Origin of the sequence: uncultured Campylobacter sp., assembly GCF_938045595.1 — a bacterium.
Taxonomy (GTDB): domain Bacteria; phylum Campylobacterota; class Campylobacteria; order Campylobacterales; family Campylobacteraceae; genus Campylobacter_B.
Window position 1 is genome coordinate 13365 of sequence record NZ_CALIBB010000135.1, and the last position, 19277, is coordinate 32641.

A 19277-nucleotide genomic window follows, 5' to 3' on the forward strand; every position below is an offset into this window, starting at 1 on the left:
ATTTAACTTTTGGTACAATAACTCCAAAATTAGGCATCAAAAAACCGTATAACGGTAAAATAAAGGAGACATCATGGAAAACGTTTCAAGACGTGATCTGCTCAAAATGAGCCTAGTTGGCGCGGGTGCTTTAGCGCTCGGCTCCGTAAACGCAAATGCTGCGGTTAACGCTAAAGACGTCAAATTTGACGAGGAGTGGGACGTAGTCATCGTTGGTTCCGGTTTTGCAGGACTTGCAGCAGGTATCACCGCAGCCGAAAAGGGCAATAAAGTCCTAATCCTAGAAAAGATGGGACGCGTCGGCGGTAACTCCGTAATTAACGGCGGAATATTTGCCGTTCCAAACAGCGACAAACAAAAAGCAGAAGGCATCAAAGATAGCAACGAGCTATTTATCAAAGACTGCCTAAAAGCCGGCCGCGGACTAAACCACGTAGATCTCATCGACACCATCGCTACTCGCGCTCAAGACGCATATAAACTAACTCTAAAATGCGGCGCTAAATACATAGATAAAGTTACTCACGCAGGCGGACACAGCGTACCTAGATCGCTTCAAACAGCTAACGGTTCGGGCTCAGGTATCGTTCAGCCGATGGTAGAATACTTTAAAAACCTACAAGGCTGCGAGCTAAGACAAAGAGCTAAATTTGACGAATTCGTCCTTGGCGAAGACGGCGGCGTAGACGGCGTGATCATCAGAGAGGATTATAAATTTGATCCAAAGAGCCAAAAAGACGACGCCGAAAACACTACCGGAACTAAAAAGACTATAAAAGCTAAAAAAGGCGTAGTACTAGCTGCAGGAGGATTTTGCCGCGACGTATTCTTTAGACAGGTTCAAGATCCGTCTATCTTGCCTACCACAGATAGCACCAACCACCCGGGCGCAACAGCAGGCGCTATGAAAGAGGCGTTTAGAATCGGCGCAACTCCAGTGCAGCTAAGCTGGATACAATTCGGTCCATGGGCATGCCCTGATGAAAAAGGCTTCGGCGTTGGCTCTATGTTTAACGTAAACGGAAGCTTCCGCTACGGAATTTCAGTAGATCCAAGAACTGGCAAACGCTATATGAACGAGCTGGCAGACCGCCGCACACGCTCTCAAGCTATGTTTAAAGTAATCGACGCAAAAGCGGATATCTATCCTATCAACTTCTGCGACGCCGAGGGCGTAAAAAATATGGTCATACCTGAACACTACACTAAACCGCTGGAATCTGGCGTACTAAAGAAATTTGAAACTCTAGACGAACTAGCGGCAGCTTATAAAATCCCTGCCGCAGAGCTAAAAAAGACCGTCGAGAGATATAATAGCTTCGTTAAATCAGGCAAAGACGAAGACTTTGGCAAACCTATGGATAAAACCACTACAAACGGCGTAGATATCTCTAAACCACCTTTCTACGCTATGCGAGGTACGCCAAAACTTCACCACACTATGGGCGGTATTGATATCAATACCAAAGCTCAGGTTATCTCGCTACAAACAGAGATGCCGATTCCAAGACTATTTGCTGCAGGCGAGATCACGGGCGGCGTACACGGAGCTAGCCGCTTAGGTAGCGTAGCGATCGCAGATTGTCTAACGTTTGGTATGATAGCCGGTGAGAATATAGGCTAATTTGCGGCGTCTTTCGGACGCTTTTTGCGGAGCTTGCTAAAATTTTGCTTGGCAGACTAATTTTTGCTTCGCGTTGCTCGCAACTGCAAGCAGAAGTCTAGCCTGCGCAAAATTTTAGCCGCGCAACCCCAAAAATCGCCTCGAAATACTTGCAAATCTTATTTCGTATCGCAGGTCAAATTTAAGATTAAATTTGAAAATTCGGTCTGCGATACTTTTAAATTTAAAGTCAAATTTATAAAATTTACTCCGCCAAAATTTAAAACTCGCAGCGCGACAACGCCAAATTAAATTTAAACCTGCGCGCAGGTGCCACAAATATAATGCTTAGAAAAAAAGAGAACTGTTTTAGAAATTTTAGCCAAAAGTACGCTGCGCACAACTCAAAACATAAAATTTAAAATAAGCCGTTTTCGATATAATTTTCAAAAATTTCGGAGCGGAAAATGGGTAGAAAAGAGCTTCTGGGCGGTGCAAAACGCATCGTCGTAAAAATCGGCACTTCGACGCTTACCAATGCGGACGGCTCGCTAAATGAGCGGCTCATCAAAAGTCTAGTCGCGCAAATTTGCAAGCTAAAAGATGCGGGCTTTTGCGTGGCTTTGGTAAGCTCGGGTGCCGTGGGCGCGGGCATGGGGCTGCTAGGCATCGTGCAAAGACCTAAAATTTTAAGCCGCAAGCAGGCTCTAGCGGCGGTCGGGCAGGTCGCGCTGATGCATCTTTACGAGCGGCTGTTTTGGGCGCATGACCGCATTATCGCGCAGCTGCTGCTAAGCCGCGGCGATTTTAGCGACAGAGCGCGCTATCTTAGCGTGCGAAACGTCTGCGCGGAGCTACTCTCGCGCGGCATCGTGCCGATCATAAACGAAAACGATCCCGTCGTAGCAGATGAACTCAAAGTGGGCGATAACGACACGCTAAGTGCGCTAGTAGCGGGGCTAATCGATGCTGATCTGCTCGTGATTTTAAGCGATATCGACGGGCTGTACGACAAAAATCCGAGCGAGCACGCGGACGCAAAACTTTTAAGCTTTATTGAAAAAATCGACGAACGCGTCGTAAAAATGGCAGGCGGCGAGGGCAGTAAATTCGGCACGGGCGGCATGGCGACCAAGATCGTGGCGGCGCAAATGGCAAATCAGATCGGCACTAGCCTGATCATCGCAAACGGGCGTACGGACGGAATTTTGCTTAAAATAGCGGCGGGCGACGAGGTCGGCACCCTCTTTAGCGCGGGCGCAGCGCGGCTTAGCTCGCGTAAATACTGGCTCGCATACGGCGCGATTAGCAAAGGCGCGGTGATTATCGACACGGGGGCGGCAAAAGCAATAAAATCGGGCAAAAGCCTGCTTGCGGTCGGGATTGCAGAGGTGCGCGGCGAGTTTGAGCGCGGCGAGATCGTAAACGTCTACGCGACCGACGGCAAGCTGCTGGCGCACGGCATTAGCAACTATTCAAGCTGCGAGCTTGCGCGCATAGCGGGCGCAAAAAGCGATGAGATAGAGCAGGCTTTAGGCTACAAAAGCGACGATGACGCGATACATGCGGATAATATCGCGCTGCAATGAAATTTTAGCCGTGTTCGCGCGTTTAAATTTTAAACAGAGGGCGAAGATGAAAAAGATTATATTTTTTTGCACTACTCTTGGCGGGCGCGGCGTGGACGGCAAAATTTGACGAACCGGACGCCGATAAAAACGGCGAGCTAGACGTTCTTGAACTGCGCGGATATGAGCCGGCGGATTACGTAAAAGCGCCCTGCGCGAATTGGAACGGGAAGGTTAGGTGTAATGCCCGGCGAGTAAGCGAAATTTTGACGCAAAAAAATCCGAAATAAAATGACCCAAAGCGCGCTAAATTTAAGCTGCCGCGCACGGATCAGATAATAACGCGCAGGAATTTTAGACGCGATAGAAGCGGTCCTCGCGGCATTTTTATACGTAGCATGCGATTTGATTTATAGATTAAGGAGCGAAAATGAACGAAATTTTAGATATCTGTAAGCGCGCAAAGGCCGCTTGCGGCGAGCTTTTGAAACTTGATAGCAAGGCTAAATTTGAAATTTTAAACGCCGTGGCGGATGAGCTGCTCGCGCAAAAGGACGCGATAAAAGCGGCAAACGCCAAAGACCTTGCAAACGGCGAGAAATCGGGCTTGAGTGCGGCGTTGCTGGACCGCCTAAGGCTAACCGACGCCCGCATCGAGGCTATGGCGCAGGGCGTGCGCGATGTGGCGGGCTTCGCCGAAGTCGTGGGCGAAAATCTAGGCGGCTGGAGCCATCCAAACGGCATGCAAATCAGCCGCGTGCGCGTGCCGCTGGGGGTGCTCGGTATCATCTACGAGAGTCGCCCAAACGTCAGCATCGATGCGGCGGCTCTGGCGCTAAAAAGCGGCAATGCAGCGATCCTGCGAGGCAGTGCTAGTGCGCTAAATTCAAACATCTTTTTACTAAATTTATTTAACGAGGCGGGGGCGAAATTTGGCTTACCGACGGGCGCAGTGCAGCTCGTGGAGAGCGCCGAACGCGAAGTCGTAGCGCAAATGGCGAAAATGAGCGAGTATATCGACGTTTTGATACCGCGCGGAGGTAAGAGCTTAAAAGATTTTATCGCGCAAAACGCGACCGTACCGATCATCATGACGGGTGAGGGAGTTTGCCACATCTTTGTCGATGAGAGCGCAAATTTAAGCGAGGCTGCAAAGATAATCAAAAACGCCAAAACCCAGCGTCCAAGCGTCTGTAACGCCGTTGAGTGCGTGCTTTTGCATGAGCGCGTGGCGGGCGAAATTTTGCCTGAGCTTGTGCGCGAAGTGCCAGAGGTCGAGTTTCGCGTGAGTTCGGAGCTTTTTAATGCGTGCGAGTCGGAGCTGCGAGGCGCTAAAAACGTCAAACTTGCAGGCGAGAGCGACTTTGGTGCCGAGTTTTTGGATCTCGTACTAGCCGTGCGTGCCGTGCGGGATACGAACGAGGCGATCAGCTTTATAAATGCGCATTCTAGCGGCCATTCGGACGCGATTTTAAGCGAAAACTACACAAACGTCGAGCGGTTTTTAAACGAAGTCGGCAGCGCGGTCGTCTACGCCAATGCCTCGACGCGCTTTAGCGACGGCAGCGAGTTTGGATTCGGCGGCGAGATCGGCATCAGCACGCAAAAGCTGCACGCCAGAGGGCCGATGGGGGTGAGAGAGCTCACGACCTATAAATACGTCGTCCGCGGAGGCGGGCAAATTCGCTAGCGGCTCGTCTTTTTCAAAAGGATCATCTTGCGAGCGCTTTTGAGAGAAATTTTGCTTCTCTTGCGCTCGCAACTGCAAGCAGAAATCTAGCTTGCGCAAAATTTTAGCTTCTAACTCAAAAAAATAGCCTCGAAATACTTGCAAATTTTATTTTATATCGCAGGCTGAATTCCTTCTGTGATACTTTTACCTAATAAACTGAAATTTTATAAATCACCTCTGTCAGAATTTTAAAAATATATGACGCTAAAGCTTTGCCATACAGGCAAAATTTTGTATCACATCTTACTAAAATTTAGAATTTTTAATAAAAATTATATATTCCGCACGATATAATCGCGCATCTGCTCGCAGCGCGAGCGATAGCTAAATTTCAAGGAGATTCAATGAAAATATTTAAAGCCCTGCTCGCAACAGCGCTGATCACCGCCACCCTAAGTGCTAAGACGCTCAAAGAGGGCACGCTCGTAATAGCCACAGAGGGGACTTACTCGCCGTATTCTTTCTATGACGAGAAAAATAATCTTACCGGCTTTGATGTCGATATCGCTCGCGCACTAGCAAAAGAGCTAGGGCTAAAGGCGGAATTTTTAACCGCGCCGTGGGATGCGATGCTCGCGGCATTTGACGCAGGCAAAGCGGACATAGCGATGAATCAAGTAAGCATCACGCAGGAGCGCAAGAAAAAATATAATTTCAGCGAGCCTTATACCGTGGCTTATGCTGCGCTAGTAGTGCGAGCTGATAACGAGGAGATTAAGAGTTTTGCGGATCTTAAAGGCAAAAAAAGCGTCCACTCCGCTACCAGTAACTGGGCTGACATGGCGCGCAGCTATGGCGCCGAGATCGTTACGGCAGACGGATTTAGCAAGGGCGTGGAGCTCATCATAGCTCGTCGTGCAGACGCTACGATCAACGATAACATCACATTTTTCGACTATATGAAGCAGCGCCCGAACGCACCGCTAAAGATCGCAGCTCAAGGCAATGAGCCGATCTATTCCGCTGTGCTGCTTAAAAAGGACGACGAGCTGACTGCGCAGATAAATTCCGCGCTAAAATCGCTAAAGCAAAAAGGCGTGCTGAAAGAAATTTCACTTAAATATTTTGGCAAAGATATTACGGAGTAAATTCTACAACCGCTTAGTTGAAGCGTGGAATTTTAAACTTAGCTGAGCGGAATTTTGCATTTTAAATTTCGCTCATAAAATTTTGGAGGAATTATGAAAAATTTAATAAAAACTTTGCTTGCGTGCGCGCTTTTAATATGTGGCGCAAACTCTAAAACGCTACGCGAAGGTACGCTTAAAGTAGCTACTGAAGGCACCTTTTCGCCATTTTCGTATTATAACGACAAAAATGAGCTCGTAGGATACGACGTAGATGTCGCGCGCGCAGTCGCCGAAAAGCTTGGTCTAAAAATAGAATTTCTAACTGCGCCTTGGGATGCGATGCTTGCAGCATTTGATGCAGGCAAGGCAGACGCTGTGTTTAATCAAGTAAGCATTACTGATGAGCGCAAGAAAAAATATGAATATTCAGTGCCCTATACCGTCGTTTACGGAGCTATCATCGTGCATAAAGATAACAACGACATTAAAAGCTTCGAGGATTTAAAAGGCAAGAAAAATGCAGACTCCGCTACCAGCAACTGGGCGCAAGTCGCTAAAAAATACGGCGCGCAAAACGTAACCGTCGATAGTTTCGCTAAAAGTATGGAGCTGCTGATCGCTCGCCGCGTAGATACCGTCGTGCGCGATAATACCGTATTTTACGACTTTTTAAAACAACGCCCGGACGCTCCGATTAAAATCGCCGCAAAGCTAAAAGACGTCGATTATAGCGCTGCAATCGTGCAAAAGGGCAATAAAGAGCTCGCAGATCAAGTCAGCAGAGCTTTAAACGAACTCAAAGCCGAGGGCAAGCTAAAAGAAATTTCGCTTAAATATTTCGGCAAAGATGTGAGTGAATGAACGAAACAAGCAGAATTCTAGAGCTTGTTAGCAGCTCGCTAGAGCCGATGGCACTAGCCCTGCTGCAAGTTACGATCCCGCTTACGATAATCTCATTTCTGCTCGGGCTCGTGCTTGCGGTGCTGACGGCGGTCGCACGCATCGCAAATTTTAAAATTTTAAAGCAGCTAAGCGAAATTTATATTTGGATTTTTCGCGGCACTCCGCTTTTGGTGCAGCTTTTTATCGTCTATTTCGGACTTCCAATCGTTGGGATCACACTTGATGTTTGGGCTGCTGCGATCATTACCTTTAGCCTCAATATCGGCGCTTACGCTTCAGAGGCGGTGCGAGCTGCGATCCTATCAGTGCCAAAGGGGCAATGGGAGGCGGCTACCTCTTTAGGCATGAGCTACGCTCAAATTCTGCGCCGCATTATCGCTCCGCAAGCAGCGCGCATATCGCTGCCGCCGCTATCAAATATATTTATCTCTACGCTTAAAGACACCTCGCTCGTAGCCTCGATTACGATGGTTGATATGTTTATGGTCGCTCAACGTATTGCTGCACGGGCATTCGATCCGCTCACGTTATATGTGCTGGCGGCGCTATTTTATCTAGCAGTCTGCACCCTTCTTACGTTCTTACAATCCAAGCTAGAGCGACGATTTTCAAGGTTCATGTGATGATAAAATTTACGAACTTAACTAAGCGCTTCGGCGATCACGTCGTGCTAAACGAGCTAAGCTTAGAATTTCGCGACGGGCAAACGACGGTGATTTTAGGAAGCTCCGGCTCCGGCAAATCCACGATGCTGCGCTGCATAAATCTGCTCGAAATTCCAAGCGGCGGCGAGCTACAGCTAGGCGAGTTTAAGATAAATTTCGACGCTCCGCATAAAACAAGCGAGTATCATCCATTCCGCGCTCATACGGGCATGGTTTTTCAAAGCTTCAATCTCTTTCCGCACCTCAACGTCTTGCAAAACGTCATCGAAGCACCCGTGCACGTGCTAAAGCAGCCACGCGAGCTTGCCGAGGCAAATGCAATGACGCTGCTAAAAAAAGTCGGTATGGCGGATAAAGCTGGCGCGTATCCGGCTCGCCTCTCCGGCGGTCAGAGCCAGCGCGTGGCGATCGCGCGGGCGCTTGCGATGCAGCCTGAGTTTTTACTACTGGACGAGCCTACGAGCGCGCTTGATCCCGAGCTTGAGGCGCAGGTGCTAAAGACTATCGCCGAGCTTGCCGCAGAGGATCGCTCGCTCATCATCGTCACGCACAATATGGGCTTTGCGCGCAAGATCGCAGATAGAATTTTATTCTTAGACGGCGGAGTTATCGCATTCGACGGCGACGCAGAGGAATTCTTCGGTAGCAGCGACGAGCGCATAGCTAAATTTATCGGAGCGATGAGCTTTTAAATCCATTAAATTTTAAGGAGAAAAGATGAAAATAGATACCCTAATCGTAAAGGGCATAGAGGCTAAGTCCAACCCCCACAATGCGGTGATTCCGCCGATATATCTAGCCAGCACCTTCGTGCAAGAAAGCCTGGATGATTTCGGCAAATACGCCTATTCGCGCGGCGCAAATCCTACGCGCAACGCCTTCGAGGAACTTTTTGCAAAATTTGAAGGCAGCAAATACGCCTTCGCGCTAGCCTCGGGCATGGCGGCTACGAGCGCTGCATTTGCGCTGCTTAAAAGCGGCGATCGCGTGCTGCTAAATAACAACGTCTACGGCGGTACCTATCGCTACGTAAGCGGGATTTTTAAAAATCAAGGGATCAATTACGACTTGGTGGATGATCTAAATTTGATCACCGAAATTCCAAGCGACGTCAAAATGGTCTTCATCGAAACGCCCTCAAATCCGCTTTTGCGCGTAACAGATATTGAGCGCATCAGCGAGCTCGCGCACAAAAACGGCGCGCTTGTGGTTATGGATAATACTTTTTTGACCCCATATTATCAGCGCCCGCTAGAGCACGGTGCAGACGTCGTGGTTTATAGCGCGACCAAATACATAGGCGGGCATGCCGATCTGATCGCCGGCATCGTTACGACGAATGACGACGAGCTTGCCGCAAGAATTCAGTTTATGAAAAACACTCTGGGCGCGACGCTATCGCCTACCGACGCGTATTCGCTCATACGCGGGCTTAAAACGCTAAGCGTACGCTTCGACCGTCAGAGCGAAAATACGCTAAAGATAATAGAATTTTTACGCAGCAATCCTGCGGTAGAGGCGGTAAATTTCGCAGGCTCGCACTCTGAGAGCGAAAAAAAGATACAAAATCGCCAAGCTAGCGGCATCGGAGCGGTCATCTCGCTGGTGCTTAAGCCGCAATACGACTATAAAACCTTTGCGCGCAGCCTTGAGCTATTTGATCTAGCCGTGAGTCTGGGCGGCGTAGAAAGCCTGATCTGTCACCCTGCATCGATGACGCACGAGAGCTATCCGCGCGAGCTGCAAGAGCGCATCGGCATCAGTCAAAATTTGCTGCGCCTAGCCATAGGCATCGAAAACGCGGACGATCTCATAGCAGACCTTGCCGCCGCGCTAGAAAAATCTAAAAAATAGGCGGCGCGAAATTTGCGCAAGCTTGTAGAATTTTATACAGGCTTGTAAAAATTTACGCGGGCGCGCAGAATTCAGTCAAAATTTCGTCCAAAATCCTTATAGCTTCGCTCGTGAGGCTATAAGGGCGCGGTCTTTACGGACCGGCGCGCAGGGCGAGTTCGTAAAGACCCGCCGCCGATTATTTCATCTTACAAAAATTGCTTTTTGCAAAACCTATGTCTATTTTTCGCGGGCTAAATTTTGTATGGATTTTCACTCGTTAAATTTTACGAGGCGCGCGTATAATCCGCTAGCCACTCGCAGTCGCTCGGTTTAAATTTAGAGCGATTAAATTTATCAAACAAGCAAATTTAGGCTCTATCCTGCTCAAAATTTAAAATTCTACGCGCCGTTTAAATTCCGCTTAAATTTTAGTCGCGTTTTAAATTTAGCATAGCTACTTCAGCTCGCCCCAGCGCTTGGCGATGTTTAGGCTCGTCTTTAAAGGCACGTTTAGGCTCGCCGCACTTTGCATTATCTCCTGCGCGCGCTCGCCGAAGCTCTGCGCCGCCTCGTCCCGCACCTCGAAGATCAGCTCATCGTGGATCTGCAATATCAGCCGCGCCTCGCCGCTTAGCAGCGGCGAAATCTCAACCATCGCCTTTTTGATGATGTCGGCGGCGGAGCCTTGAAATTTCGTATTCACCGCCTCGCGCTCGTAACTCGCATAGACCATGTTGTTGCGCGCGTTTGCGAAGTCGAAGTAGCGCCTGCGCCCAAAAAGCGTGCTTACATAGCCGTCCGCTTTCGCATCCGATTTTATGCTCTGCAAAAATTCCTTGATCGTAGAAAACGCCGCGAAATAGCGCTCGATATAGCCCTTCGCCTCGGCGCGCGCGATGCCTAGGCTGTCGCTTAGCTTGCCCGCGCCCATGCCGTAGATGAGGCCGAAATTTATGCTCTTTGCGATCGTGCGGTGCGCGGGCTGCGCGTCGCCGAAAATACTGATCGCCGTGCGCGCGTGAATGTCCTCATCCGCCCTAAACGCCGCCAAAAGCGCAGGATCGCGCGAAAAGTGCGCGAGCAGGCGCAGCTCGATCTGCGAGTAATCAAGCGAGATCAGCGAGTAGCCCCCCTCTGCTAGGAAGCAGTCCCGTACGTCCTTCGCAAAGGTGCCGCGCGCGGGGATATTTTGCAGGTTCGGATTTTTGCTCGCTAGCCGCCCGGTAGCCGTGCCGGTCTGCAAAAAATTCGATCTGACGCGGTTTTGCGGATCTGCAAGGGCAAGCTGTAGCAGCGGCTCGCAATAGGTGCTTTGCAGCTTAAACAGCTCGCGGTAGTCTAGAATTTTACCCACCGCAGGATGCAGCGCCGTAAGATCCTTTAACACGCTTTCGTCGGTGCTATAGCCCGTTTTCGTGCGCTTCGCCGCAGGAAGCCCAAGCCGTTCGAAAAGCACGGTGCCGAGCTGAGCGGGAGAGTTGATGTTAAACTGCTCGCCGCAAAGCTCGTAAATTTCATCCGTGAGCTCTCGCAGGGACTTTTCGTTGCGCCCGATAAGGCGCTTTATCATCTCCGCGTCTATCTTGATGCCGCACCTTTGCATCTGCCAAAGCACCCGCACGAATGGAAACTCAAGCTCCTGCGCGAGCTTAAAAAGCGCGGGCTCAAGTAGCCCCTTTAGCTTAAAATACAACCTCAGCGTCACCCACGCATCCTCGCTCGCATAGATCGTAGCGGCGTCCAGCTCCACGGAGGCGAAGGTCTCGCCCTTTTTGACGACGTCGCCGAAATGCACAGTCTCGTACCCAAGATACCGCGGCGAGATAGAGTCCATCCCCACGGCGTTTGCGGGATCAAGCAGCCACGCTAGCACCATCGTATCGGCAAAGTGCGCGGGCGGTTCGATATTAAAATTATTTTTCACGATCTCAAAATCGTATTTTAAATTTTGCCCCACGACATATCCGCGAAACAGCGAGCCGATCGCAGCCTTTGCCGCGTCCGAAGAAATTTGAGCCGGAGCGCCCAAATAGCTATGCGCGAGCGGGACGTAGTAAGCGCACTCCTCGTTAAACGCAAACGAAAAGCCCACGATCTTGGCGCTTTTGCTATCGATGCTAGTAGTTTCCGTATCGAAGCTCACTAAGGTCTCGGCGCCCACTCCCTCGCATAGCCTCGCAAGCTCTGCGGCATCGGTGATACAAATAGGTTCAAATGGCGTTTTAAAAGCGCTCTCGCAGCTTTGCCCGCCGCAAGAGGAGCCGCTAGGGATAGAATTTTGCCCGTCTAGCCCCCCTACAGCAGCGTCCAAGATAGAGCCGCCGCGAGACGGCTCTGCGCCCGTGCCCTTCCCGCCCGCGCCCAAAACGGAGCTTTTTGCGCCCGCGCTTTTGCCCTCGCTCCAAAGATCAAGTCCGTTCTGCTCCTGCAGGCTTAACGCCGAAAGAAGCCTATTTAGTGCGTAATCTTTTAAAATTTCGCGAATTTTAAAAAGCGGATTTTGCTGCGGAAATTTCGCATCCTCTAAAGGCGGGATTTCCAGCTCGTCGTAAAGCGTGGCCAGGCGCTTGCTTATGTAGGCGCTCTGCTTGCCTTCTATCAGATACTCGCGCTGTTTGTTTTGCGGCAGGCGGTCTAAATTTGAATAGATCCCATCGAGCGAGCCCCATTCATCTAAAAGCTTCTTCGCCCCCTTATCGCCGATGCCGCGCACGCCCGGGATATTATCGGCGCTGTCGCCGCAGATCGCTAAAAAATCCACGATCTGCTCGGGATAGACGCCGTAGCGCTGCAAGCACTCGTCTCTTCCGTAAAGCATCTTTTTGCCGTGGCTGTAAATTTTAACGTTTTCTCCGATGAGCTGATACAGGTCCTTATCGGAGGTAACGATGTTGATTTTATGCGTGACGCCGTGCTTTTTAACGACACTTGCGATGAGATCGTCCGCCTCGTAGCCCTCGCGCCCGAGCGAGTAAAGCCCCATCTTTTCGATCATCTCGATGCAGACCGGTAGCTGCTGCAAAAGCGCGGGCGGCGGGGCTTGGCGGTTGGTTTTGTAATTCGGATCGATATCTGAGCGGAAGGTCTTGCCCTTGCTATCCAGAGCGAAAATTATATAATCGCTCTTAAATTCCTTCGAAAGATTTGCGATGAAGCTCGCAAATCCGCTCACCATGCCGCTGGGTTTGCCGTCTTTGGTCTTTAGCCCGCTCATAGCATAGTAGAGCCTGAAAAAAAAGCCGAACGTATCGATGATCGTGATGGTCTGCATAATGGTCCTCGGATTTAAAATTTTAACGCGTAGTGTATTAAAATTCGGCTAAATTTACAAATTCCGAATAGGACTTGACCTGCCTCATTTCAAAATTTTAAAATTTGCTATATAATCGCGCGAAATTTTAAAAAAGGATCAAGTATGGATTTTTTCACAGACTGGCAGGAGTTCGACGCAGCGGGCGCTACGGTGAAATTTTATAAAAAATCGCAAGGCGGCGTGGAGTACATCGGCTTTGATTCGCGCAAATGCGTCCCGCCCGAGCCGATGGTAAATGCGCTGGTGGCGTTAAATTTCGTAAAAGACGAAACCAAAAAGGTCGTCATGGTCAATCATAAATTCCCAATGGGGCTGATCCCAAAAATCGAGTCTAAATTTGACATTGCCCGCGAGGATCTGGACGGCGACGCGGTCAAGCTCACCATCAGCCTAAAACCCGGCGCGGTCAATGAGGGCTTCGATACCGACGCGAAGTGCCACGGCTAAAGGGCTTTAAAATTTAGATGAATATCACGACTTTTTCGCCGCCGTTTCGCATCGTAGGCGGCTATTTCATCTGCGGCTTTATCTTTTTGCTACTAAGCGCGGCGAGCTTTTTAAAGGCCGATTTCGGCGCGATCCAGGCGCCGCAGACGGCGAGCTTTTTTCACGTATTTTTGCTGGGATTTGTAATCAGCATAATCATTGGGGCACTCTATCAGCTCACCTCCGTCATCATCCAAAAGGAATTTTTCACCGTCAAATTTGCATTTTTAAACCTCCTCGTCTACGCTGCGGGCGTGGCGCTGCTAAGCGCGGGATTGCTGCTTTCAAGCATCCATTTGATGCACGCAGGCGGCGCCGTTTTGCTGCTTAGCCTATTTTATTTTACGATCTGCTACGCGCTAAGCTTCATCGGCACGCCCAAATGGAGCTTCCCCGCCGTTGCGCTTGCGATCTCGGCTGCGTTTTTGGCGGTAGGGATCAGCCTTGGCTTCGCGCTCGTGCTAGCGCTTAGCGGCGTGGAGGTTTTCGGAGTATATTTTTCAGAAATTTTATCCTATCACATATACTTCGTGCTGGGCTTTGTGTTTTTCGTCATCGTAGGCGCTGCGTGCGTGCTGCTGCCGATGTTTAGCCTAGCGCACGATCTAAGCTTCGCGCTAGCAAAAGCTTCACTGGCGCTGTATCTGCTCGCGGGGCTGTTTTTACTAAAAGGCTTTGGAATTTTCATCGCCTTTGCCGCGCTTGCGAGCTTTGCGGCTCAGGCGATCTATATCCTAGCCAGGCGGGTGCGAAAAGCGATCGATTATTGGAATTTAAACGTCTACATCTCGCTAGCGGCTTTGGGATTTAGCGGCGCATTTTGGCTCATGGGTCGCGCGGATGCGGCGGCGTTTTGGCTGCTATACGGCTTTTTGTTCGCCTTCATCGTCGCGCACATTTATAAAATCGCGCCCTTTCTCATCTGGTATCACTACGTCTCGCCCTTCGTCGGCAAGCGCAAAATCCCTATGCTTGAGGATATGATAATCAAAAAGATCGCCTACGCAGCCTGCGTGCCGAACGTCTTAGCGCTTGCGTGCGCGGGCTTCGGAGCGCTAACGCCTGCGGTGATCTTGCAAGCGGTAAGCATAATTTTGGTGCTAATCAACACCGTAAATATCTTTAACTACATAAAATTCGGAGAGGAAAAATGAAAGTAACGAAGGAGCAAGTTTACGACGCGCTTCGCGCCGTGGTGGACCCTGAGGTGGGCTTTGACGTCGTGTCGCTAGGACTCATCTACGACGTAGCGGTAGATGAGGCGAACAACGCCAAAGTAACGATGACGCTATCGACTCAGTCGTGCCCGCTGCATGAGATGATGGTGGAATGGGTGCGCGCGGGTGCCGAGAGCGTGGATGGTATCGGTGAGGTGGAGATCGATCTCGTCTTTGAGCCGATGTGGAATATCGACATGGCGGAGGATCACGTCAAAGAGGCTCTGGGGCGTTTTTAGAGCTCGCACGAAGGATATTTGCGGATTGCCCAGAACGCTGCACTCGTCGTCGGGCGCTTCTGCATATCGCCTCGGACGCTGCACGGATTGTCGGGGTGCTTTTCTGCGAATCGTCCGAAGCGCCGCGTAAAAAGCCAAAGTGCTGTGTGGATCGCCCAGTGCTACACTAAATTCTGAAGCGATGCGTGGATCACTGGGATATTGCACGAAATTCTGGAGCGCTGCGTAGATAGCTGGGCATCCATGCTGCAGCGCGACTCTCGCCGCCGTTTTAAATTTGAGCGATTTAAAATTTAACTCAATTAAATTTCGCACCGTCGTTTGATTATCGCTTAGTTATAAATTTGCACGATCTAAAATTTGACCGCATAACCGCGATTTGGCGAGCGTCATCAAACGATTTGTGTTTGCAAAATACCGTGCGGCGCAATATTTTAAATTTAATTGCGCCGCCTGTGCCTCTGCCTGCATCTAGTTAGCTCGCCTGCTTTCCCGTCTGTGCGCCTACGCACCAACCCGCTCACCATCTACTTTCCTTTTTTCCAAAACGCAAAACGCCGCCCCGTAAGGCGCGAATCGCAGTTTAAATTTAGCCGTAATAGCCGCAAATAGCGCTGCGAAATATTGTAAACTGCGCAATGAAATTTTAAAACTATGGAATTTAGCCGCTCTGTCTATGAGCACAACTAGCAGATCGCGACAGGCGTTAAATTTCAAACCAAAAGATAAAGCAAAACCCCTCTTTGCAATTATTCTGCGTAATCGCTCCGATTTATATTTGCATGTTTGATTAAAATTTTCGCAAAGAGGCGCAACGCGGCTAAATAAAATTTAAAGCAGCTCTGCAAATACGGGGCAAGTAGTTAAATTTAAGACTAAATTTAGACGAAATTTACGGCGAAAATCGCAGGTTTCGCGAGCTTTTTAAGGCTTCCTTTAAGCATTATCAAATTATCGGCACCGGAGATTTTAAGAGTGGAATTTTCAAAGCTAAATTCTAAATTTTTCAGCGCGTTTTCGCTTAGGAGGCGTGCAAGCTCCAAAATATAGCTGAGCCACGCAAGCTTGGCGGCATCGGGCAAAATCGCGCTCAAAGGCGCGAACGTAGCGCCCAGCTCGCGCTTGCCGTGCATCGAGATGATCGCGGCTATGAGCGCCTTTTCTTTGTGCGTCGTGCGGTAGTTCAGCCCGCCGAGCACCATATCTGCGCTAGTTTCATGCTTGGCGTAAAAGCCGATCGCCCGCCCGATCTCGCAAAGCGATGCTGCGGTCTCCAAAATTTTAATATATTTTTCGCCCAAGCCGTGTAGAGGCGATAGCGCGCAAAACAACGCCTTTGCGAACTTCGGAGCCTCGCTAGGCTCGGAAGCGAAGCGATCTTTGAGGCTTCTTAGGCTCGGATTAAAGCCTCTAGGTAGGTTTGCGCCGCGCAGAATTGAGCTTAAAAACGCCCCCTCTCGCACTCCCACGCCGCTTGTGATGATCTTTTTCGCCCCCAGGCGCCTTACGATCTTATCAAAGATGATGGCGCCTTCTCTGATCGTGTCGTAGCGGTCTTTTTTGATCGGGAATTTCGCCAAATCAAGCGTCTTTGCACTCATCAGCTTGGCAAAAAACGGCGCGTATTTTTCGTAATCGTAGCTGAAATTATGCACTATCTTTAGCGGATGGTTTTGCAGGCTCATCACGGCGCCGGAGAGCGCTCGCGCAGAGCCGCCCATTACGATTAAATTTTGCGTGCGAAACTCGGCGCCTACCTGCGAGATCGCGCTATTTATGTATTTCTCCAGCCCCTTTGTGTCGCCGCGGTCGAAAAACAGCTCCTTTAGCCGCACCGTGCCTAAATTTAGAGAAATTTTATTTTCTATCCTACCGTTTTTGATGTAAGCAAGCTCGGTCGAGCCGCCGCCGATGTCAAGCGTAACGCCCTCGGAAAAGTCGCTAAGCAAATTCTGCGCCGCATAAGCCCCTAGATACGCCTCCATCTGCCCGTCTATCTTGCGGATCGTAATGCCCGTTTGCTTGCGGACGAGATTTATAAACTCGCTCCCATTTGGCGCATCGCGAAGCGCGGAGGTACCGATACAAAGCACGCGCTTGACCTTATAATTGCATACGAGGGTTTTAAATTTTTTAAACGCCAGCAGGCATTTTTGCATCGCTTCGGTGGTTAAAATTCCGCCGTTTTCGTAAGCTCCTTCGCCTAGGCGGATCTTGATCTTGTGCTCGGCCAAAATGAAAAATCCGAGCCTGCTCGTGCGCTCGAAAATCACGGCTCTGGCGGAATTTGAGCCCAGATCTATGACTGCGACGCGCTTGGGCATTTAAATTTCCATATGGACGTGTTTGTATTTCAGCTCGTCCGCCGTCTCGATATTATCGGGATCGGTGATGATACACTCGACCGGGCAAACCACGATGCAAGCAGGCTCGGAGTAATCATCTACGCACTCGCAACATCGATCGGCGTCTATGATGTATATCGGCTCATCCTCAAAAATCGCTTCATTAGGGCATTCCTCGCGGCAAGCGTCGCAACTGATGCATTCTTTTGTAATCAACAATGACATATAATTTTACCTTACGAAAAAATTTATGGCGTTTATACCATAAAAAGCTTCATTTTGTTTTAAAATAGCGGAATTTCGGGCTATTTCTTAAATTTTTTAGCGGAAGTTTGAAAATCGCGACGATTAGCGAGCGCCCTTTGTCGTTTTTAAGATCTACTTGCGCGCCCATCGCTTGAGCAGCATTTTTGGCTAAAAATAGCCCGAGCCCGGCTCCCGGTTTGCCGCCGTAGCGCTTAAAAGGGGCAAAATAATCGATCTCTTCGTTAAGCGGCTCGCCTTTGTTTGCGACCCGCACTATGAAATTTCCGTCCGAAATTTCGCTCTCGATCAGTACTTTTTCGCCGTCCGGAGAAAATTTTATGGCGTTTTGGATAAAATTTTGAATCACGTGCATAAAGAGACTTTTCTGCACCGAAATGTCAAGCTGTTCAGGCTTAAGATCCATCGTCAAGTCCTTGCCCGCCGTACGCGCTAAAATTTTAAAGCCTACGCATAGCTCCCGCAGATACGCGATCATATCGGTCTGCTCGGGCGCCTCAAACTGCGCCCCCTCCTGCCGTCCAATCTCCAGAATGGAGCTGATCATCTTATTCATACTATCGATCGAATCATTATTGTTTTTAAGCGCCTCGATATATTTCTCGCTCTCGCGCGGCTTGATGAGGGTAACTTCGTTTTTGGTTTTCATCACCGCAAGCGGAGTTTTAAGCTCGTGTGCGATGCCGATAAAAAGCTCTTTTTGATACAAAATGAAAGTCTCGATACGCTCAAGTAGGCGGTTAATGCTGTTTGAAAGCATATTAAACTCGCTCGGGATTTCGGCCCCGTCAATCGGCTTTAGAAATTTTTCATCCACCGAAGCGAGCCTTTGGCTGATCAGCTTAATCGGCATCAGCAGCATGCGCGAGAGAAACATCGCGTAAAACACCACCAAAAATATCATAGTCAAATTTACTAAAATGATGTCGATGAGTATTTGATTTACGATGTTTGCATAGACGCTCACGTCTGCTTTGATGCTTAAAATTTTATCCTTACCATAAGGATAGTGCAGCTGTAAATAGCTCCTACCGCCCTCGGAGCTTTCGATAAATTTAGGCTTATTCAGCCCTCCCTTTTCGATGATTTTGCTCTCGTATTCGCCCGGCGTATTTTGCAAAAAAGATGAAATTTTATCCGGTGGCACGGAGGCATCCACGATTTTTTGCGCTCTTTGGATTAAATTTTGAACGGGAGTTTCAAAGATGGTAATTCTCATATAATTATAGAGCATTACCGAAAAAATGACAATTAGCATCAACGAAGCGGATGCTAATTGTATTACAAAGCGGACTCTTAGGCTTTTTGTGGAAAGCAAAATCTATATCCGCGTCTGCGAACGGTCTCGATCGTAGAGATATTTAGAGGCTTATCCATTTTCTGGCGGATTTGATTGATCGCGACTTCGATGACGTTTGGCGTAACGAGCTCAGGCTCCTCCCAGATGGCGTCTAGCAGCTGCTCTTTGCTTACGATCTGATCGCTGTGGCGCGCTAGGTGCGTTAGAACCTCAAACGGCTTGCCCTTAAGCTCAATCTCTTGACCTAGATATGTGATCTTTTCCTCATCCGGATCGATGATGAGATCGTCGATTTTGATGATATTTGAGCCACCGAAGCGAAGTCTAGCCTCAAGGCGCGCTACTAAAACATCAAAGTCGAAAGGTTTTTTGATAAAATCGTCCGCGCCAGCGCGAAGCGCTTTGATCTCGCTTTCTTTATCGTCTTTTGCAGATAGCACGACGACCGAGGTGCGCGCGGATTTTTGCTTAACCAATGCGATGAGATCGATGCCGTTGCCGTCAGCTAGCATCCAATCGGTTAGCACCAAATCATAATTTCTAATGCCGATATAATACTCTGCGTCCTTAAAACTCTCGGAAGTATCCGTCTGATAGCCGAACTCCATCAAGCCCTCCGCTATCGTCTTGTTTAAAGTCACCTCGTCCTCGACTATTAAAATTCTCATTTAATTTCCTTGCCTTAAAATTTTGCGGCGATTTTAACATATTTTAAGCAAAATTTCAAGATTTTTTA

Annotated in this window: 16 protein-coding genes; 11 read left to right on the plus strand and 5 right to left on the minus strand. The window is 49.2% G+C overall.

Annotation, left to right across the window (positions count from 1 at the left end; genetic code table 11):
- The first annotated feature begins 73 nt into the window (after positions 1-73).
- From Q0340_RS05815 to Q0340_RS05850, 8 genes are all read left to right on the plus strand, one after another.
- The gene (locus Q0340_RS05815) at positions 74-1624 is read left to right on the plus strand and encodes a flavocytochrome c (RefSeq protein WP_298082528.1); all 1551 of its coding nucleotides are present in this window, start codon (positions 74-76) and stop codon (positions 1622-1624) included.
- A gap of 446 nt (positions 1625-2070) precedes the next feature.
- Positions 2071-3192: a glutamate 5-kinase gene (proB, locus tag Q0340_RS05820; RefSeq protein WP_298082529.1), complete on the plus strand. Its 1122-nt coding sequence runs from the start codon at positions 2071-2073 to the stop codon at positions 3190-3192.
- 409 nt (positions 3193-3601) lie between these two features.
- Positions 3602-4861, plus strand: a complete 1260-nt coding sequence (locus tag Q0340_RS05825) for a glutamate-5-semialdehyde dehydrogenase (RefSeq protein ID WP_298082530.1) — start codon at positions 3602-3604, stop codon at positions 4859-4861.
- Between the two features lie 386 nt (positions 4862-5247).
- Positions 5248-5991 carry an amino acid ABC transporter substrate-binding protein gene (locus Q0340_RS05830; protein WP_005871289.1) on the plus strand — a complete coding sequence of 248 codons (744 nt, stop codon included), beginning with the start codon at positions 5248-5250 and terminating at the stop codon, positions 5989-5991.
- 93 nt (positions 5992-6084) lie between these two features.
- On the plus strand, positions 6085-6834 hold the full coding sequence (locus Q0340_RS05835; protein ID WP_298082531.1) for an amino acid ABC transporter substrate-binding protein: 750 nt from the start codon (positions 6085-6087) through the stop codon (positions 6832-6834).
- A complete protein-coding gene (locus Q0340_RS05840) occupies positions 6831-7499 on the plus strand; it encodes an amino acid ABC transporter permease (protein WP_298082532.1) in 669 nt (222 codons plus the stop codon). Before Q0340_RS05835 ends, Q0340_RS05840 begins: the two co-directional genes overlap by 4 nt.
- A complete protein-coding gene (locus Q0340_RS05845; RefSeq protein WP_298082533.1) occupies positions 7499-8233 on the plus strand; it encodes an amino acid ABC transporter ATP-binding protein in 735 nt (244 codons plus the stop codon). Before Q0340_RS05840 ends, Q0340_RS05845 begins: the two co-directional genes overlap by 1 nt.
- Positions 8234-8258: 25 nt before the next feature.
- On the plus strand, positions 8259-9395 hold the full coding sequence (locus Q0340_RS05850) for a PLP-dependent aspartate aminotransferase family protein (RefSeq protein ID WP_298082534.1): 1137 nt from the start codon (positions 8259-8261) through the stop codon (positions 9393-9395).
- A gap of 436 nt (positions 9396-9831) precedes the next feature.
- On the opposite strand, the gene polA is transcribed toward Q0340_RS05850, so the two are convergent.
- Positions 9832-12648: a DNA polymerase I gene (polA, locus tag Q0340_RS05855; protein ID WP_298082535.1), complete on the minus strand. Its 2817-nt coding sequence runs from the start codon at positions 12646-12648 to the stop codon at positions 9832-9834.
- A 144-nt stretch (positions 12649-12792) separates the two neighbouring features.
- Between polA and Q0340_RS05860 the strand changes: the two genes are divergently transcribed.
- From Q0340_RS05860 to Q0340_RS05870, 3 genes are read left to right on the plus strand one after another with little or no spacing between them, the layout of a single operon-like run.
- Complete coding sequence (locus Q0340_RS05860; RefSeq protein ID WP_005871273.1) at positions 12793-13137, plus strand: hypothetical protein; 345 nt, start codon at positions 12793-12795, stop codon at positions 13135-13137.
- A gap of 17 nt (positions 13138-13154) precedes the next feature.
- Positions 13155-14330, plus strand: a complete 1176-nt coding sequence (locus Q0340_RS05865; protein WP_298082536.1) for a peptidase M50 — start codon at positions 13155-13157, stop codon at positions 14328-14330.
- Positions 14327-14632: a metal-sulfur cluster assembly factor gene (locus tag Q0340_RS05870; protein ID WP_298082537.1), complete on the plus strand. Its 306-nt coding sequence runs from the start codon at positions 14327-14329 to the stop codon at positions 14630-14632. The genes Q0340_RS05865 and Q0340_RS05870 overlap by 4 nt, the downstream gene beginning before the upstream one ends.
- A gap of 881 nt (positions 14633-15513) precedes the next feature.
- Here the strand turns inward: Q0340_RS05870 and Q0340_RS05875 are convergent.
- Genes Q0340_RS05875 through hsrA form a run of 4 tightly spaced genes read right to left on the minus strand, consistent with a single transcriptional unit; the run spans position 15514 to position 19209 of the window.
- Positions 15514-16956 carry a Ppx/GppA phosphatase family protein gene (locus Q0340_RS05875; RefSeq protein WP_298082538.1) on the minus strand — a complete coding sequence of 481 codons (1443 nt, stop codon included), beginning with the start codon at positions 16954-16956 and terminating at the stop codon, positions 15514-15516.
- On the minus strand, positions 16957-17202 hold the full coding sequence (locus Q0340_RS05880; protein ID WP_005871264.1) for a YfhL family 4Fe-4S dicluster ferredoxin: 246 nt from the start codon (positions 17200-17202) through the stop codon (positions 16957-16959).
- A 49-nt stretch (positions 17203-17251) separates the two neighbouring features.
- The gene (locus Q0340_RS05885) at positions 17252-18499 is read right to left on the minus strand and encodes a HAMP domain-containing sensor histidine kinase (protein WP_298082539.1); all 1248 of its coding nucleotides are present in this window, start codon (positions 18497-18499) and stop codon (positions 17252-17254) included.
- Between the two features lie 38 nt (positions 18500-18537).
- Positions 18538-19209 carry a homeostatic response regulator transcription factor HsrA gene (gene hsrA / locus Q0340_RS05890; protein ID WP_005871260.1) on the minus strand — a complete coding sequence of 224 codons (672 nt, stop codon included), beginning with the start codon at positions 19207-19209 and terminating at the stop codon, positions 18538-18540.
- Positions 19210-19277: the final 68 nt, after the last annotated feature.

Excerpts from the sequence above, each read along its gene's own strand:
- Q0340_RS05815 (WP_298082528.1), top strand. The coding sequence starts at position 74 with ATGGAAAACGTTTCAAGACGTGATCTGCTCAAAATGAGCCTAGTTGGC.
- proB (WP_298082529.1), top strand. The coding sequence starts at position 2,071 with ATGGGTAGAAAAGAGCTTCTGGGCGGTGCAAAACGCATCGTCGTAAAA.
- Q0340_RS05825 (WP_298082530.1), top strand. The coding sequence starts at position 3,602 with ATGAACGAAATTTTAGATATCTGTAAGCGCGCAAAGGCCGCTTGCGGC.
- Q0340_RS05830 (WP_005871289.1), top strand. The coding sequence starts at position 5,248 with ATGAAAATATTTAAAGCCCTGCTCGCAACAGCGCTGATCACCGCCACC.
- Q0340_RS05835 (WP_298082531.1), top strand. The coding sequence starts at position 6,085 with ATGAAAAATTTAATAAAAACTTTGCTTGCGTGCGCGCTTTTAATATGT.
- Q0340_RS05840 (WP_298082532.1), top strand. The coding sequence starts at position 6,831 with ATGAACGAAACAAGCAGAATTCTAGAGCTTGTTAGCAGCTCGCTAGAG.
- Q0340_RS05845 (WP_298082533.1), top strand. The coding sequence starts at position 7,499 with ATGATAAAATTTACGAACTTAACTAAGCGCTTCGGCGATCACGTCGTG.
- Q0340_RS05850 (WP_298082534.1), top strand. The coding sequence starts at position 8,259 with ATGAAAATAGATACCCTAATCGTAAAGGGCATAGAGGCTAAGTCCAAC.
- polA (WP_298082535.1), bottom strand. The coding sequence starts at position 12,648 with ATGCAGACCATCACGATCATCGATACGTTCGGCTTTTTTTTCAGGCTC.
- Q0340_RS05860 (WP_005871273.1), top strand. The coding sequence starts at position 12,793 with ATGGATTTTTTCACAGACTGGCAGGAGTTCGACGCAGCGGGCGCTACG.
- Q0340_RS05865 (WP_298082536.1), top strand. The coding sequence starts at position 13,155 with ATGAATATCACGACTTTTTCGCCGCCGTTTCGCATCGTAGGCGGCTAT.
- Q0340_RS05870 (WP_298082537.1), top strand. The coding sequence starts at position 14,327 with ATGAAAGTAACGAAGGAGCAAGTTTACGACGCGCTTCGCGCCGTGGTG.
- Q0340_RS05875 (WP_298082538.1), bottom strand. The coding sequence starts at position 16,956 with ATGCCCAAGCGCGTCGCAGTCATAGATCTGGGCTCAAATTCCGCCAGA.
- Q0340_RS05880 (WP_005871264.1), bottom strand. The coding sequence starts at position 17,202 with ATGTCATTGTTGATTACAAAAGAATGCATCAGTTGCGACGCTTGCCGC.
- Q0340_RS05885 (WP_298082539.1), bottom strand. The coding sequence starts at position 18,499 with ATGCTAATTGTCATTTTTTCGGTAATGCTCTATAATTATATGAGAATT.
- hsrA (WP_005871260.1), bottom strand. The coding sequence starts at position 19,209 with ATGAGAATTTTAATAGTCGAGGACGAGGTGACTTTAAACAAGACGATA.